Here is a 14,816-nt window from a genome sequence, read left to right on the forward strand (position 1 = left end):
GGTCAGGCTGTCCCGGCGCGGGCGCGATCGACCTGCTGCAGCTGCCGCTCGATGCTGGCGCGGGCGGCGTCCAGCGCATCGCGCACGCCGTGCAGCTGCTCCAGGCTGGCGCGCTCGGCGTTTTCCTGCAGCCACAGCCGCTGCCGCAGCAACTCCTGCATGGCCGTGCGCACCGGGTTCTCGTCGCTGCCGGCCACCGCCTCGATCTCTGCGCGCGCCGCCCGCAGGCGCGACTCCAGCGCATCGGCCGCGTCCAGCAGCTGCGAGATCGCCTGTTGGCGGCCACGGCTGCCGCGGCGCAGGCGCAGCGCCAGCCAGGACGCGCAGCCAGCGAGCGCGAGGAAGAGCAATGGGAGCAGGATTTCCATCGGCGCAGTCTGCGCGAGCCCGCCCGGGCCCGCAAACCGGCGAGGATGCTGCTGCGGCCCGCGCGCGGATGGATTTGACAGCGGTCGGGGCGACGCGTAGCATTTTGCGGCTTATGTCCGAACAGCCGACAAGCCGGGTGCCAGAAGTCTTGGATGCCTGGCGCATGGTGGCGGCGCGGCGCGAGTTCGAAGGCAGGATTCCGCTGGCGGCGATGACGCGGCTGCGCGGCAGTCTGGTCGATGCCGAAGGCGAGGTCCGCTACATGCTGGCCTTCGATACCGACAGCCTGAAGGTGCCCCACGTCGAGCTGCGGATCGATGCGGAACTGCCGCTGGAATGCCAGCGCAGCCTGCAGCGGTTCGTGCAGCCGGTGCGGCTGGTGCAGCGGCTGGGCTTGATCCGTGACGAGGCCGACGAAGCGGCCCTGCCGCCGGATTACGATCCGCTGCTGGTGCCCGCCGACGGCATGCTGCGGCCGGCCGAGCTGGTCGAGGACGAATTGATTCTGGCGTTGCCGGTGGTGCCGGTCTCGCCCGATGCCGAGACGGTCGAGCGCGACTTCGCGCCCACCGTGGAGGAAACCGCCCAGGCCAACCCGTTCGCGGCGTTGGCCGGGTGGAAGAAGGAATAGTGCGATAATCGCCGCATCGCGCGTCACATACGTTTTTCTTGGAGTTGTCCGATGGCTGTCCAGAAGTCCCGCGTTTCCCCGTCCCGCCGCGGCATGCGCCGCGCCCACGACGCCCTGTCCGCCAAGCAGCTGGCCACCGATCCGACCAGCGGCGAGACCCACCTGCGCCACCACGTGACCGCCGACGGCTACTACCGCGGCAAGCAGGTCATCGTGCCGAAGACCAAGGTGGCTGACGAAGAGTGATCCGTCGGCCGCAAGGCCGGCGCCACGACGCACCACGCCCGGCCGCGCCTCATGGCGCGGCCGTTGGCGTTTCTGCGCCCGCAATCCCGATGGCGGCGGCCGCGGCGATGGCTTCGGCCGCGCCCGCGCCCCGCATCGGCTAATCTTGTCCGCTTGATCAGGGGAGTTGCCGTCCGCATGAGCCAGACCGAAAGCCGCATCTACGCCCGCATCGCCGGCACCGGCAGCTACCTGCCCGAGAAGGTCCTGACCAACGACGACCTGGCGAAGATGGTGGACACCAGCGACGAGTGGATCGCCGCACGCACCGGCATCCGCGAGCGCCATGTCGCGGCGGAAGGCCAGACCACCAGCGACCTCGGCTACCAGGCCGCGCTGCGCGCGCTGGAGGCTGCCGGCGTCGCTGCCAGTGAGCTGGATCTGATCGTGGTCGGCACCACCACGCCCGACCTCATCTTCCCGTCCACCGCCTGCCTGATCCAGCACAAGCTGGGCGTGGCCGGCTGCCCGGCGTTCGACGTCAACGCCGCCTGCTCCGGTTTCATCTACGGGCTGACCATCGCCGACAAGTTCATCCGTTCCGGCGCGGCGAAAACCGCGCTGGTGATCGGCGCCGAAACCCTGACCCGGATGCTGGACTGGAACGACCGCGGCACCTGCGTGCTGTTCGGCGACGGCGCCGGCGCGGTGGTGCTGAAGGCCGATACCGACACCGGCATCCTCAGCACCCACATGCATGCCGACGGCAGCAAGGCCGAACTGCTGTGGAATCCGGTGGGTGTCTCGGTCGGCTTCAAGCCGGAAGAAGAGAACGCCGGCGTGCGGGTGATGATGGCCGGCAACGAGGTGTTCAAGCACGCGGTGAAGGCGCTGGACTCGGTGGTCGAGGAAGCGCTGCAGGCGAACGGGTTGGATCGCACCGCGCTGGATTGGCTGGTGCCGCACCAGGCCAACCTGCGCATCATCGAAGCCACTGCCAAGCGGCTGGCGATGCCGATGGACCGCGTCATCGTCACCGTCGACCGTCACGGCAACACCTCGTCCGGCTCGGTGCCGCTGGCGCTGGACGAGGCGGTGCGCTCGGGCCGGGTGCAGCGCGGCCAGCTGGTGCTGCTGGAAGCGTTCGGCGGCGGCTTCACCTGGGGCTCGGCGCTGCTGCGCTACTGAGTCCGCGCCGCCGGACACGCATCCGGCCCGCCAATACGCCCCGGTACAGACAGGCTAGAGCAATTGCTCGTATCATGCCCGCCCCAACGCAGGGCACCGTCCTGCGCCACATCTGCACGGTTTGCATAGCGTGAGCGAAGCCATCCAATCCAATCCGGTCGCGCTGGTGTTTCCCGGTCAGGGATCGCAGGCGGTCGGCATGCTGGCCGAACTGGCCGAGCTGCATCCTTCCGTGAAGGCCACGTTCCAGGAGGCCTCCGATGGCGCCGGCGTGGACCTGTGGGCGCTGTCGCAGGGCGGCCCGGAGGAAATGCTCAATCGCACCGAGTACACCCAGCCGGCGCTGCTGGCCGCGGGCGTGGCGGTGTGGCGGCTGTGGAACGAGCAGGGCGGGCCGATGCCGTCGGTGCTGGCAGGCCACAGTCTGGGCGAATACACCGCGCTGGTCGCGGCCGGCGCGCTGTCGCTGCACGACGGTGCGCATCTGGTGCGCATTCGCGGCCAGCTGATGCAGGACGCAGCGCCCGCAGGCACCGGCGCGATGGCGGCGGTGCTGGGCGCCGAGGATGCGCTGGTGGAAGCGGTCTGCGCGGAGGCCTCCGGTGCGCAGGTGGTGGTGCCGGCCAACTACAACTCGCCCGGCCAGATCGTGATCGGCGGCGATGCCGCGGCGGTGGACCGCGCGCTGGCGCTGCTGCAGGAAAAGGGCGTGCGCAAGGCGGTCAAGCTGGCGGTCAGCGTGCCGTCGCATACGCCGATGATGCGCGAAGCGGCCAACCGGCTGGCGCAGACCATGGCCGGGCTGGAATGGAAGCTGCCGGCGCTGCCGGTGGTGCAGAACGTGGACGCCCACGCGCACGACAGCGTCGATGCGATCCGTGACGCGCTGGTGCGCCAGCTCTACCTGCCGGTGCAGTGGACCGGCTGCATGCAGGCGCTGGCCGCGCGCGGCGTCGTCCGCATCGGCGAATGCGGCCCAGGCAAGGTGCTGGCCGGGCTGGCCAAGCGCATCGACAAATCGCTCGACGCACGCGCGTTGGGCACGCCGGCCGAGTTCGCCGGCGCCATCGAGGAATGGAAGGCATGAGCGAGTTGTTGCTGCAAGGTGAAGTCGCGCTGGTCACCGGCGCATCGCGCGGGATCGGCGCGGCGATCGCGGATGAACTGGCGGCGCTCGGCGCCACCGTCATCGGCACCGCCACCAGCGACGCCGGCGCGCAGGCGATCGGCGAGCGGCTGGCCGCGCGCGGCGGCCACGGCCGTCGCCTCAACGTGAACGAAGCCGGCGCCATCGAAGCGCTGGTGGAGGCCGTGTCCAGCGAATTCGGCGCCATCTCGATCCTGGTCAACAATGCCGGGATCACCCGCGACAATCTGCTGATGCGGATGAAGGACGAGGACTGGCAGACCGTCCTCGACACCAATCTGACCTCCGTCTATCGCGCGTCGAAGGCGGTGCTGCGCGGGATGATGAAGGCGCGCAAGGGCCGCATCGTCAATATCGCCTCGGTGATCGGCGTCACCGGCAACGCCGGCCAGGCCAACTACGCCGCGGCCAAGGCCGGCATCATCGCGTTCAGCAAGTCGCTGGCGAAAGAAATCGGCTCGCGCGGGATCACCGTCAACGTGGTTGCGCCGGGCTTCATCGCCACCGACATGACCGCCGACCTGCCGGAGGCCGCGAAGGAGGCGATGCTGGGCCAGATCGCATTGGGCCGTTTGGGCGAACCGGCCGACATCGCCCGCGCGGTGGCTTTCCTCGCGGGGCCGTCGGCGACCTACATCACCGGCGAGACCCTGCACGTCAACGGCGGCATGTACATGCCGTGATTTACCGCCGGGCGGCCTGTCCTCATGTCGCCCGGGTTTCCCGTACACTTCACCACTGAACGACCCGATTTCCGGGAGGAGCAACCCACATGAGCAACATCGAAGAGCGCGTCAAGAAGATCGTCGTCGAACAACTGGGCGTCAAGGAAGAAGACGTCACCAACAGCGCGTCGTTCGTGGACGACCTGGGCGCGGATTCGCTGGACACCGTGGAGCTGGTGATGGCGCTCGAGGAAGAGTTCGAGTGCGAAATCCCGGATGAAGACGCGGAAAAGATCAGCACCGTGCAGGCTGCGATCGACTACATCAAGGCCCACGTCAAGGCGTAAGCCCGGCGTCCGCCAGCTGTACCCCGGGGGCCGCGCATGCGGCCCCCTGTATTTGCACCGAACGTAACGAAAAGCGTGGAGGAGACGACGATGGGCAAGCGACGCGTGGTGGTCACGGGCATGGGCATCGTCTCGCCGCTGGGCAACGACCTGGCCAGCAACTGGGACGGCATCGTCAACGGCCGCTCGGGCATTGGCACGGTGGAGGGCTTCGACGCCAGCACCTATCCCACCCGCATCGCGGGCGAGGTGCGCGACTTCGACATCACCCGCTGGGTGAACCCGAAGGACGCCAAGAAGATGGACCACTTCATCCACTACGGCATGGCCGCTTCGCTGATGGCGAAGGACGATGCCGGGCTGGAAGTGACGGAGGCCAACGCCGAGCGCATCGGCGCGCTGATCGGTGCCGGCATCGGCGGCATCTGGGGCATCGAGGAAACCGCGATCAAGCTGCACGAGGGCGGGGTGCGCAAGATCAGCCCGTTCTACATCCCCAGCACCATCATCAACATGATGCCGGGCCAGCTGTCGCTGGCGACCGGGATCAAGGGGCCGACGTTCTCGGCCGTGTCCGCCTGCGCCACAGCCAACCACAGCATCGGCATGGCGATGCGGATGATCCAGTACGGCGATGCCGACGTGATGTTCGCCGGCGGCGCCGAACGCGGCAGCTCGCCGACCGCGATGGGCGGCTTCTGCGCGATGAAGGCGATGAGCACCCGCAACGACGATCCCACCCGCGCCTCGCGGCCGTGGGATGCCGAGCGCGACGGCTTCGTGCTGGGCGACGGCGCCGGCATCCTGGTGCTGGAGGAGTACGAACACGCCAAGGCCCGCGGCGCGCGCATCTACTGCGAGCTGGTCGGGTTCGGTGCATCGTCCGATGCCTTCCACATGACCGCGCCCAGCGAGAACGGCGAAGGCCCGGCGCGCTGCATGGCGATGGCGTTCCGCGACGCCGGCATCAATCCCGACCAGATCGGCTACCTCAACGCGCACGGCACCAGCACGCCGCTGGGCGATCTGGCCGAGACACTGGCGATCAAACGCGCGCTGGGCGAGCATGCGTACAAGACGATGGTGAGTTCGACCAAGTCGATGACCGGCCACCTGCTCGGCGCGGCGGGCGGCGTGGAGGCGATCTATTCGATCAAGGCGCTGCAGACCGGCATCATCCCGCCCACCATCAACCTGGAAACCCCGGGCGAAGGCTGCGATCTTGATTACGTGCCGAACGTGGCGCGCGAAGCGAAGATCGACGTGGCGGTATCCAACGGCTTCGGTTTCGGCGGCACCAACGGCACGCTGGTGTTCAAGCGGGTCTGAAACTTGCTCCCTCCCTTGCATAGCAGGGGAGGGCCGTGGAGGGGTGCTCTTGCCGATGATCGAACCAACCCTTCCCGCCGACATCGACCTGCTCGACCTGCACCGGCTCGCTCCGGCGCGCTACCCGGTGCTGCTGGAATCCAGCGCCACCGGCGCGCACGGTCGCCGCGATCTGCTGCTGGCACACGCTGGCGAGGGCTTCGCCCTGCATCGCGATGGGGTGGTGCGCACGCTGTCGGGCGAGGCGCTGGCAGGCTGTTTCTTCGACGTGCTCGACCGCCAATGGCAGGCGACCGCGACCGGCCCCGGTCTGCCGCTGGCCGGCGGCTGGGCGCTGCTGCTGGGATACGAGTTGGCTGCGCAGGTGGAGCCGGTGCTGGCGTTGCCGCAGGCGGAAGGTGGCTTGCCGGTGGCCATCGCGCTGCGCTGCCCGGCCGTGGTCCTGCGCGATCGCAGCAGCGGTGAGCTTCGCGTTTGTGCGGAAGCCGACTCCGATGCATGGCGGCTGCGCCTTGCGGAAGACATCGAGCGCGCGCGCGCGCTGGCGCCGCTGCCGGCATGGGCGCCGCCGAGGCGTATCGAAGAAGATGAACCGCAGCGCTATCTCGATGGCGTGGCGCGGGTGCTGGACTACGTTGCGGCCGGCGATGTGTTCCAGGTCAACCTCTCGCGCGGCTGGGAGGCGAGGTTCGGCGGCGCGCTCGATCCCGCGGCGCTGTTCCAGCGCCTGCGCCAGCACAATCCCGCGCCGTTCGCGGGGCTGTTCCGCAGCGCCTGGGGCAGCGTGGTCAGCGCTTCGCCGGAGCGGCTGCTGTCGGTACGCGCGGGCGTTGCCGAAACCCGCCCGATCGCCGGCACCCGCGCGCGTTTTCCCGGCGACGACGATGCCGCGCGCATCCGCGAGCTGGTGGGCCATCCGAAGGAGCGCGCCGAGCACGTCATGCTGCTGGACCTGGAGCGCAACGACCTCGGCCGCGTGTGCGCGCCGGGCAGCGTGCAGGTGGACGAGCTGATGACGGTGGAAAGCTACGCGCACGTCCACCACATCGTCAGCAATGTGCGCGGCCAGTTGCGCGCGAACGTGACGCCTGGGCAGGCGCTGGCGGCACTGTTTCCCGGCGGCACGATCACCGGCTGCCCGAAGGTGCGCTGCATGCAGATCGTGGCCGAGTTGGAAGGCGTGGGCCGCGGCGCCTACACCGGCGCGATGGGCTGGCTGGGGCACGATGGCGACATGGACCTGAACATCCTGATCCGCAGCGCCGAAGTGGAGGGCGACACCCTGCGTTTCCGCACCGGCGCCGGCATCGTGATCGACTCGGATCCGCAGCGCGAGCTGGAGGAGACGCGGGCGAAGGCGCGGGGAATGTTGAGGGCACTGGGATGCGAGTGATCGAGCGGCGGATGCCATGGGCCTTGGCGCAGTCGCTCCCCGATACTCGCTTGGTGCGCCAAGGCCCATGGCATCCGCTTGCAACTTGCGCTGGCAGCTGGGAGAGAAAATGATTTTCTCCGGCGTAACTCGATCGACGGAGTTGTCCATTTCCAATCGCGGCCTCGCCTACGGCGACGGCCTGTTCGAAACCATGCGCGTGCATGGCGCCGAACTGCCGCTGTGGTCGCGTCATCTCGCGCGGCTACGCGAAGGCGCGCAACGGCTCGGCATCGGCTTGCCCGATCCGGCCTTCATCGAGGCACGCATCGCCGAAATGATCGATGGCGCCGATGCAGGCGTGCTCAAGCTGCTGATCACCCGCGGCGACGGTGGCCGCGGCTATGCGCCGCCGGCAGATCCGCAGCCGGTCTGGACGTTGGCGCTGCATCCACTGCCGCCGATGGTCAACGCCGGCCTGCGCCTGCATGTCTGCGACATGCCGTTGGCGATCCAGCCGGAGCTGGCCGGCATCAAGCACTGCAACCGGCTGGAACAGGTGCTGGCGCGCGGCGAAGTCGAGCGCGCCGGTTGCGACGAAGGACTGATGCGGGACAGCGAAGGCCGCGTGGTCTGTGCCACTGCCGCCAACCTGCTGGCGCATCGCAATGGCCGCTGGCTGACGCCGCCGGTTGCCCGCTGCGGCGTGGCCGGGGTGCTGCGCGGCTGGCTGCTGGCGCAGGGACTGGTGGAGGAGGCCGAACTGACGGCAGGCGAGGTGGAGGACGCCGACGCACTGGCGCTCTGCAACGCCGTGCGCGGTATCCTGCCGGTCTCCCTGCTGGGCGCGCGCAACTGGGCGGCGCACCCGGCGCTGACCGAACTGCAGGCGCGACTGGCGATGGCCTATCCGATGTTTTCCAATCCCGCGGTGGGCGCATGAAGGCGCGTCGGCCGCTGCTGATCCTGCTGCTGGCCGTGCTGGCGGTGGCGGCGTGGTACTGGGATCGCTTCCGCACCTTTGCCGAAACGCCGCTGTCCGGCATCCAGGCGAACGCCGGGCTGGTGGTCGCGCGCGGCGACAACCTCGACAAGCTGCTGCGCAAGCTGCAGGCGCAGGGCGTGGACACCGGCGACCGCCTGTACTGGCAGCTGCTGGCGCGCCAGACCGGTGCTGCCGGCCGGCTGCAGGTGGGCGAATACGCGCTGCGCGAGGACACCTCGCCGCGCGCGCTGCTGCAGGCCATGCGCGACGGCAAGGTGGTGCGGCGCATGTTCACCATCATCGAAGGCTGGAACATCCGCGATCTGCGCGCGGCGCTGCGCAAGGCGCCGCTGCTGGAGCAGAACACCACGCAGATGGATGACGCCGCGCTGATGGCGGCGCTGGGCCACGCCGGCCAGCATCCGGAGGGCCGCTTCCTGCCCGAGACCTATGCCTGGGTGCGCGGCGATTCCGACCTCGACATCCTCAAGCGCGCCTACGCCGGCATGGACAAGGCGCTGGATGCGGCGTGGAAATCGCGCACACCGGACCTGCCGCTGGACAACCGCGACCAGGCGCTGACGCTGGCCTCGATCGTCGAGAAGGAAACCGGGATCGCCGAGGAGCGGCCGGCCATCGCCGGCGTGTTCGTGCGCCGGCTGAAGACCGGCATGCGCCTGCAGACCGATCCCACCGTGATCTACGGCATGGGCTCCAGCTACGCCGGCAACATCCGCCGCAGCGACCTGACCACCGATACGCCCTACAACACCTACACCCGCGACGGCCTGCCGCCGACGCCCATCGCCATGCCCGGCAAGGCGGCTCTGCAGGCGGCCACGCAGCCGGCGGCGGGCGATGCGCTGTATTTCGTCGCGGTGGGCGACGGCAGCGGGCGGCACGTCTTCAGCGCCTCGCTGGACGCGCACAACAGCGCGGTGCGCGGCTACGTGCAGCGCTACCGCGCGCAGCGCCAAGCCGAGCGTGAAGGAGCCACGCCGAAGTGACGATGTTGCAATCGAAGCCGCGCCTGCTGACCATCGAAGGCGGCGAGGGCGCGGGCAAGAGCACCGTGCTGTCCGCGCTGCGCGATGCGCTGCTGGCCGATGGTTGCGAAGTGGTGTGCACCCGCGAGCCGGGCGGCACGCCGCTGGCCGAGCGCATCCGCGGCCTGCTGCTGGACGCCGGCGACGAGGCGGTGCATCCGCATGCCGAACTGCTGCTGATGTTCGCGGCGCGCGCGCAGCATGTGCAGCAGGTGGTCCTGCCGGCGCTGGCACGCGGCGCATGGGTGATTTCCGATCGCTTCACCGATTCCAGCTATGCCTACCAGGGCGCGGCGCGCGGCATGGATGAAAGCTTCATCGCCGAACTGGAGCGGCGCGCGGTCGGCATCGAGCCCGGCCTGACCCTGCTGCTGGATCTGGGCGTGGCGCATGCACGTGAACGCACCCGCGGGCGCGACCTGCTCGGCGGCGCCTCGCCCGACCGAATCGAGCGCGAGCGCGACGACTTCTTCGAGCGCGTGCGCGAAGGCTTCCTTGCCCGCGCCGCACGCCATCCGCAGCGCATCCGCGTGCTCGACGCCGGCCCTGATGCGGCCACCGTCGCCGCCGCCGCGCTGGGGGTGCTGGCCGACTACCGCAAGGCGCTGGCATGAACCTGCCGCCGCTCTCGCCCTGGCTGCAGCGCGCCTACACGCAGGCGGCCGACGCCATCAAAGCCGGCCACTTCGGCCATGCAACGCTGATCACCGGGCCGGCATTGATCGGCAAGCGCCTGCTCGCCGAACACCTGGCGCGGCGCGTGCTGTGCCTGTCGCCGCGCCCCGATGGCGAAGCCTGTGACGCTTGCAAGAGCTGCACGCTGTTTGCTTCGCGCGCGCAGATGGAAGCACTTGAGGTGCGCCCGGACGGCGCGCCGGCGCACCCGTGGGGACACAGCGCGCATCCCGACCTGCGCTTCCTCGGCTACGAGATCAACCATAAGACCGGCAAGCCGCGCAGCGAAATCGTGATCGAACAGATCCGCGTGCTGTCGGAAAAGATGGGCATGACCGCGCAGCTGGGCGGGGCGCAGGTGGTGATCGTCGATCCCTGCGATGCGATCAACTGGAGCGCCTTCAACGCGCTGCTGAAAACGCTGGAAGAGCCCCAGCCGGGCCGTTATTTGTGGTTGCTGGCGTCCAATCCGGCGCGGCTGCCGGCGACCATCCGCAGCCGCTGCCAGCGGCTGGAGCTGCGGCTGCCGTCGCGCGGCGAGGCCCTGCACTGGCTGCGCCAGCGCGGCCACGCGGAAGCGCTGGCCAGCGAAGCGCTGGATGCCGCTCGCGGGCACCCCGGCCTGGCCGATGCATGGGCATCGGGCGATGGTCTGGCGCTGCGCCGCGATGTGGTCAAGGACGCGCAGGCGCTGCTGCGCGGGCAGGCCGAGGCCAGCGAAGTCGCCCAGCGCTGGGTGGCCGACGGACGCGCCGCGGAACGTTTGCGTCATCTGGCCGAGTTCGCGCTGCGCGAAGCCGCGGGCTTGACCGATCCGGCGGCAACCCGCACGCTGGCCGCGCGCTTCGACGCGGCCAATCGCGCCCGCGAGCTGCTGCACACCACGGTGCGCGCGGACCTTGCGGTGGCGGAAGCGCTGCTGGCGTGGCGCTGAGGCTTGGGACAGGCAACTAACAGGGAACGGGGAATGAGCAATCCGAGCGGTGGGGCAAGGCAGGGCATCCTGTCGCTGGCAATCAAGGACAAGGCGGCGCTGTACAACGCCTACATGCCCTTCATCCGCCAGGGCGGCATCTTCGTGCCGACCGCGCGCCGCTACTTCATCGGCGATGAAGTGTTCCTGCTGCTGACCCTGCCGGATTCCTCCGAACGCCTGCCGGTCGCCGGCAAGGTGGTGTGGGTGACCCCCACCGGCGCCCAGGGCAACCGCGCCGCCGGCATCGGCGTGCAGTTCGCCGATACCGCCGAAGGCGAGGCGGTGCGCAGCAAGATCGAAACCACCCTGGCCGGCACCCTCAACGCGGACCAGCCGACCCAGACGATGTAACTGCGGCTTCGGTCTGGAGGAGCGGCGTGGCTGTCCCGCTGCGCTGAAGAACGCCCCTGATGACGGCGCATGCTTGGCCGGCGGAAACGCGAGGCCGTGCGTGCAGTCCAGTCCCGCATGCCCTCGTTGGGCCGCGTCCGGTCCGGCTTCATCGCCACCCAAGGCGTTTCGTCGCAGGCAGGTTGACGACGAATGGCTGTTCGCGCTGTACTATTTCTAATAGTACAGACAGGACAGTGCAACCATGGCCCGAACCAGCCCCCTGATGATCCAGGTCGCCACCGGCGATCCGCGCCCGATCGGTCGCCAGATCGTCGATGCCGTGCGCATGAAGATCGCCACCGGCGAGCTCACGCACGGCAATCAGCTGCCCAGCGTCCGCGGGCTTGCCCAGCAGCTGATGATCAATCCGAATACCGTCGCCAAGGCGTATGCCGAGCTGACCACCGAGGGTTGGCTGGAATCGCGCCAGGGCACGGGCCTGTTCGTTGCCGCACCCCGCCAGCGATTGTCCGACGCCGAGCGGGACCGCCGCCTGGACGACGCCGTCGGCCGCTTCGTCAATGACGTGATTCCGCTGGGCTTTGCAGCCGACGAGGTGCAGGCGCGGGTCGCCGACGCCTTCGACCTGCTGGTGCCCCGCAAGACCGCCTGACCCCCCGCCATCGCCGCCGCGGGGGCCGTCCGTCTGCGTCCAACGCAGGGGGACAGCGATCCGCGGATCGGCGGGCCCATCCGGATACGCCTACATGCCCAACGACCTCATCATCGAAACCCGTGCGCTGTCCAAGCGCTACGGACGCAAGCTGGCGCTGGACCGGCTTGACCTCGCGATTCCCCGCGGCCGGGTCCACGCCATCGTCGGCGCCAACGGCGCAGGCAAGTCCACGTTGTTCCGCATCCTGCTGGGCTTCATGCCGCCCAGCGCGGGCGATGCGCGCATCCTCGGCAAGGACAGCCAAGCGCTCACGCCGCAGGACCGCAGCCGGATCGGCTTCGTCAACGAGGAACACACCCTGCCTAACTGGATGCGGGTGTCGCAGGTGGTGGCGATGCAGCACCACCAGTACGGGCGTTGGAACCAGCAGGCGTTCGACGGCGTGATCGGCCACTACCACGTGCTGCCGGAGCAGAAGGTCGGCCAGCTCTCGCGCGGCGAGCGGGCCGGCTTCAACCTCGCGCTGGCATTGGCGCAAGGGCCGGAATTGCTGGTGCTGGACGAACCGACGCTGGGCCTGGACGTGGTCGCCAAGCGCGCCTTCCTGGAGTCGCTGCTGTACAGCAACGCCGCCGACGACTGCACGGTGATCTATTGCTCGCACCAGATGGAGGAGATCGAGCGGGTTGCCGACAACCTCATCATCCTCGAGCGCGGGCAGCTGCGGCACATGTCGGCGCCGGAGGATTTCACCGCGCGCGTGAGCCACTGGGTGGCCGACGTGCCGTTCAAGGGTCCGGACCCGCGCCGCGTGCCCGGCCTGCTGGAAGCCCAGCGCCTCGACGGCCTGCACCACTACCTGGTGCTGGACCAGGACGCCAGCTTCGAGCGCTTCCTGCGCGAGGCGGGCGCACGCAACGTGCAGTCGATGCCGGTCAGCCTGGATCGCGCGGTCAACGCCTTCCTTGCCAAGAACCATGCGGCGCCGATCGCGGCCTGAGCCGCGCCGTGCCCTGAGGACACCAACATGAAAGATCTCTTCAAGAGCGAACTGCTGCGTTTCCGCCCCTGGGTCATCGCGGCCGCGGCGGTGCACGCCGGCGTCCTGGGTTTCCTGACCCGCATCGTCGACCTCGCCCAGCAACCGCTGCTGGTCTACCAGGTCTTCGCCGTGACCTACGCGGTGGCCGGCACCCTGCTCGGGCTGTACCAGATGGGTACCTACCGCAAGCCGAACCAATGGCTCAGTCTGCTGCACCGGCCGATGCACCGCCTGCAGATCGCCGGCGCGCTGGGTGGCGCGGGCGCGGTGCTGCTGTTGGTCGCCGCGGCATTGCCGATCGCGCTGATCGCGCTGTACCAGGACACCATGACCGCGCGCGTGGTGGACATGCGCCACTGGATGATGCCGATCGCCGGCTGGCTGGTCGCCCTGATCGGTTACGCAGCGGGCGCCTACGCGATGATCGGCGACCGCCGGCATTCGTTCGCGGTGCTGGTGCTGCCGATGCTGCTGATGTTCGCGCAGGCCTCGGGCGTGGCGATGCTGACATTGCAGGCCACCTTGCTGGCCGTGCTGGCGGGGCTGGTCGCCATCGTGTTCCGGCCCGATCCGGTGGCCGCGCCGCGCAGCTTCGTCGCCACCGCCGCGACCGCGCTGCCGGTGCAGCTCGGCGCGTATTTCCTGGCGTGGATGCTGGGCTATGGGGTCGAACTGTTCTGGACGGCCTCCGGCACCCATCCGCTCAACATGGCAACGCCGCCGCACGGCGGCTACATCGAGGCCGATCGCGCGGAAGGCAAGGACATCCTGCTGATGGGCATCGAGCGCAGCCGCGACCCGGAGGCGGAACTGTGGCGCGAGCAGATCGCGCTGTCCGACGTGCACACGCATTACCCGCTGCGCAACCTGCCTCGCCGCGGCGAGATGACCAACCTGCAGCCGATGGAGTTCACTGACGGCGAGCGCAACATCACCTGGGTGTTCAAGCACGACAGCATGCGTTTCGTCGGCTACGGCACGCTGGACATGCGCACGCGCGGCGACCTCGGGGTGGGTGAGGCGCAGGCCGCGTTCCCGGCACCGACGATGCCGTTCGCCGCCAACCATCTGTACAACGCCCACGCTGTCTATCAGTACGACGACGGGCAGGGGCGCATCCATGAACGCATCCACCTGCCGCAGGGCGAAGTGATGGCCAGCCCGCCGCAGCCGGCCGGCGACAACCTGCTGCTGCTCAGCGACCGCGCCGCCTATTTCTATCCCGGCCGCGAGGCGATGAACGGACTCGACCTGCTGCAGCCACTGATGCGCGTGCCGATGCCGGGCAAGGTGGGCAACCTCGGCCGGATGGACGTGATCGAACTGCTCGATGGCTACCTGGTGTCGTTCACCTACACCTGGGGCGTGTGGTCGAGCGAGTTGCAGCATCCGTTCCAGCAGGTGCTGCGCGTGGACGGCAACGGCCGCGTGCGCGAAATCGCGCGCCGCGACATCGGCCAGGACCTGCCGACCGCCTACACCGCGCGCATCTGGTGGCTGTCGCCGGTGCTGCGCACGCTGTGCCTGGGCGCGCAGGACCTGTACGCAGCGCCGCAACCGCTGCGCGCGCCGCCGCAGCCGATGCCGCGCAGCATGCTGTGGCTGGCGCTGGCCGGTTGCGTGGCGTCCTTGCTCGGCGCGATCTGGCTGAGTGCGCGCCTGCAGCTTGCGCCGCGCAGACGCTGGCTGTGGGTGGCGATGTGCGGCGCGGTCGGCCTGCCCGCGCTGGTTGCGCTCTGGCTGATGGTGCCGAAGCGCGAAACCCTGCCAGCCGCGCTGCCCAACCTGCAAACCGCGGCGGCCTGAACGC

Annotated in this window: 17 protein-coding genes; 16 read left to right on the top strand and 1 reads right to left on the bottom strand. The window is 69.3% G+C overall.

Annotated features, from left to right (window positions below; translation table 11 throughout):
* Positions 1 to 2: 2 nt before the first annotated feature.
* Positions 3 to 368 (bottom strand): hypothetical protein, encoded by a 366-nt coding sequence (locus G582_RS0102225; protein ID WP_028838438.1) that lies wholly within the window; start codon positions 366 to 368, stop codon positions 3 to 5.
* 113 nt (positions 369 to 481) lie between these two features.
* Between G582_RS0102225 and G582_RS0102230 the strand changes: the two genes are divergently transcribed.
* The 16 genes from G582_RS0102230 to G582_RS0102305 all read left to right on the top strand — a co-directional run bounded on the left by G582_RS0102230 (position 482) and on the right by G582_RS0102305 (position 14,812).
* Positions 482 to 1,000 carry a YceD family protein gene (locus G582_RS0102230; protein ID WP_028838439.1) on the top strand — a complete coding sequence of 173 codons (519 nt, stop codon included), beginning with the start codon at positions 482 to 484 and terminating at the stop codon, positions 998 to 1,000.
* A 51-nt stretch (positions 1,001 to 1,051) separates the two neighbouring features.
* The gene (gene rpmF / locus G582_RS0102235) at positions 1,052 to 1,246 is read left to right on the top strand and encodes a 50S ribosomal protein L32 (RefSeq protein ID WP_028838440.1); all 195 of its coding nucleotides are present in this window, start codon (positions 1,052 to 1,054) and stop codon (positions 1,244 to 1,246) included.
* A 177-nt stretch (positions 1,247 to 1,423) separates the two neighbouring features.
* Positions 1,424 to 2,413: a beta-ketoacyl-ACP synthase III gene (locus G582_RS0102240; protein ID WP_038052501.1), complete on the top strand. Its 990-nt coding sequence runs from the start codon at positions 1,424 to 1,426 to the stop codon at positions 2,411 to 2,413.
* 130 nt (positions 2,414 to 2,543) lie between these two features.
* Positions 2,544 to 3,500, top strand: a complete 957-nt coding sequence (gene fabD, locus G582_RS0102245) for an ACP S-malonyltransferase (RefSeq protein ID WP_028838442.1) — start codon at positions 2,544 to 2,546, stop codon at positions 3,498 to 3,500.
* The gene (fabG, locus tag G582_RS0102250) at positions 3,497 to 4,243 is read left to right on the top strand and encodes a 3-oxoacyl-ACP reductase FabG (protein WP_028838443.1); all 747 of its coding nucleotides are present in this window, start codon (positions 3,497 to 3,499) and stop codon (positions 4,241 to 4,243) included. Before fabD ends, fabG begins: the two co-directional genes overlap by 4 nt.
* Before the next feature lie 89 nt (positions 4,244 to 4,332).
* Positions 4,333 to 4,572 (top strand): acyl carrier protein, encoded by a 240-nt coding sequence (acpP, locus tag G582_RS0102255; RefSeq protein ID WP_028838444.1) that lies wholly within the window; start codon positions 4,333 to 4,335, stop codon positions 4,570 to 4,572.
* Between the two features lie 90 nt (positions 4,573 to 4,662).
* Positions 4,663 to 5,901, top strand: a complete 1,239-nt coding sequence (gene fabF / locus G582_RS0102260) for a beta-ketoacyl-ACP synthase II (protein ID WP_083960906.1) — start codon at positions 4,663 to 4,665, stop codon at positions 5,899 to 5,901.
* Between the two features lie 55 nt (positions 5,902 to 5,956).
* Positions 5,957 to 7,294: an aminodeoxychorismate synthase component I gene (locus G582_RS0102265; protein WP_028838446.1), complete on the top strand. Its 1,338-nt coding sequence runs from the start codon at positions 5,957 to 5,959 to the stop codon at positions 7,292 to 7,294.
* Positions 7,295 to 7,436: 142 nt separating this feature from the next.
* Entirely contained in the window at positions 7,437 to 8,216 is a 780-nt protein-coding gene (gene pabC / locus G582_RS15100; RefSeq protein WP_051246483.1) for an aminodeoxychorismate lyase, read from the top strand.
* The gene (gene mltG / locus G582_RS0102275) at positions 8,213 to 9,265 is read left to right on the top strand and encodes an endolytic transglycosylase MltG (RefSeq protein WP_028838447.1); all 1,053 of its coding nucleotides are present in this window, start codon (positions 8,213 to 8,215) and stop codon (positions 9,263 to 9,265) included. The genes pabC and mltG overlap by 4 nt, the downstream gene beginning before the upstream one ends.
* A 2-nt stretch (positions 9,266 to 9,267) precedes the next feature.
* Positions 9,268 to 9,918: a dTMP kinase gene (gene tmk, locus G582_RS15105; protein ID WP_038052505.1), complete on the top strand. Its 651-nt coding sequence runs from the start codon at positions 9,268 to 9,270 to the stop codon at positions 9,916 to 9,918.
* On the top strand, positions 9,915 to 10,913 hold the full coding sequence (locus tag G582_RS0102285) for a DNA polymerase III subunit delta' (RefSeq protein ID WP_028838448.1): 999 nt from the start codon (positions 9,915 to 9,917) through the stop codon (positions 10,911 to 10,913). The genes tmk and G582_RS0102285 overlap by 4 nt, the downstream gene beginning before the upstream one ends.
* A gap of 33 nt (positions 10,914 to 10,946) precedes the next feature.
* Positions 10,947 to 11,306, top strand: a complete 360-nt coding sequence (locus G582_RS0102290) for a PilZ domain-containing protein (protein ID WP_028838449.1) — start codon at positions 10,947 to 10,949, stop codon at positions 11,304 to 11,306.
* A 244-nt stretch (positions 11,307 to 11,550) separates the two neighbouring features.
* Positions 11,551 to 11,961 carry a GntR family transcriptional regulator gene (locus G582_RS0102295; protein ID WP_028838450.1) on the top strand — a complete coding sequence of 137 codons (411 nt, stop codon included), beginning with the start codon at positions 11,551 to 11,553 and terminating at the stop codon, positions 11,959 to 11,961.
* Between the two features lie 94 nt (positions 11,962 to 12,055).
* A complete protein-coding gene (locus G582_RS0102300; RefSeq protein ID WP_028838451.1) occupies positions 12,056 to 12,964 on the top strand; it encodes an ABC transporter ATP-binding protein in 909 nt (302 codons plus the stop codon).
* Between the two features lie 27 nt (positions 12,965 to 12,991).
* Complete coding sequence (locus tag G582_RS0102305; protein WP_028838452.1) at positions 12,992 to 14,812, top strand: hypothetical protein; 1,821 nt, start codon at positions 12,992 to 12,994, stop codon at positions 14,810 to 14,812.
* Positions 14,813 to 14,816: the final 4 nt, after the last annotated feature.

The organism is Thermomonas fusca DSM 15424, assembly GCF_000423885.1.
In the GTDB taxonomy this organism is placed as follows: domain Bacteria; phylum Pseudomonadota; class Gammaproteobacteria; order Xanthomonadales; family Xanthomonadaceae; genus Thermomonas; species Thermomonas fusca.

Bases quoted from the DNA above. Each gene is read 5' to 3' on its own strand.
- G582_RS0102225 (WP_028838438.1), bottom strand. From the start codon at position 368: ATGGAAATCCTGCTCCCATTGCTCTTCCTCGCGCTCGCTGGCTGCGCG.
- G582_RS0102230 (WP_028838439.1), top strand. From the start codon at position 482: ATGTCCGAACAGCCGACAAGCCGGGTGCCAGAAGTCTTGGATGCCTGG.
- rpmF (WP_028838440.1), top strand. From the start codon at position 1,052: ATGGCTGTCCAGAAGTCCCGCGTTTCCCCGTCCCGCCGCGGCATGCGC.
- G582_RS0102240 (WP_038052501.1), top strand. From the start codon at position 1,424: ATGAGCCAGACCGAAAGCCGCATCTACGCCCGCATCGCCGGCACCGGC.
- fabG (WP_028838443.1), top strand. From the start codon at position 3,497: ATGAGCGAGTTGTTGCTGCAAGGTGAAGTCGCGCTGGTCACCGGCGCA.
- acpP (WP_028838444.1), top strand. From the start codon at position 4,333: ATGAGCAACATCGAAGAGCGCGTCAAGAAGATCGTCGTCGAACAACTG.
- fabF (WP_083960906.1), top strand. From the start codon at position 4,663: ATGGGCAAGCGACGCGTGGTGGTCACGGGCATGGGCATCGTCTCGCCG.
- G582_RS0102265 (WP_028838446.1), top strand. From the start codon at position 5,957: ATGATCGAACCAACCCTTCCCGCCGACATCGACCTGCTCGACCTGCAC.
- mltG (WP_028838447.1), top strand. From the start codon at position 8,213: ATGAAGGCGCGTCGGCCGCTGCTGATCCTGCTGCTGGCCGTGCTGGCG.
- tmk (WP_038052505.1), top strand. From the start codon at position 9,268: ATGTTGCAATCGAAGCCGCGCCTGCTGACCATCGAAGGCGGCGAGGGC.
- G582_RS0102285 (WP_028838448.1), top strand. From the start codon at position 9,915: ATGAACCTGCCGCCGCTCTCGCCCTGGCTGCAGCGCGCCTACACGCAG.
- G582_RS0102290 (WP_028838449.1), top strand. From the start codon at position 10,947: ATGAGCAATCCGAGCGGTGGGGCAAGGCAGGGCATCCTGTCGCTGGCA.
- G582_RS0102295 (WP_028838450.1), top strand. From the start codon at position 11,551: ATGGCCCGAACCAGCCCCCTGATGATCCAGGTCGCCACCGGCGATCCG.
- G582_RS0102300 (WP_028838451.1), top strand. From the start codon at position 12,056: ATGCCCAACGACCTCATCATCGAAACCCGTGCGCTGTCCAAGCGCTAC.
- G582_RS0102305 (WP_028838452.1), top strand. From the start codon at position 12,992: ATGAAAGATCTCTTCAAGAGCGAACTGCTGCGTTTCCGCCCCTGGGTC.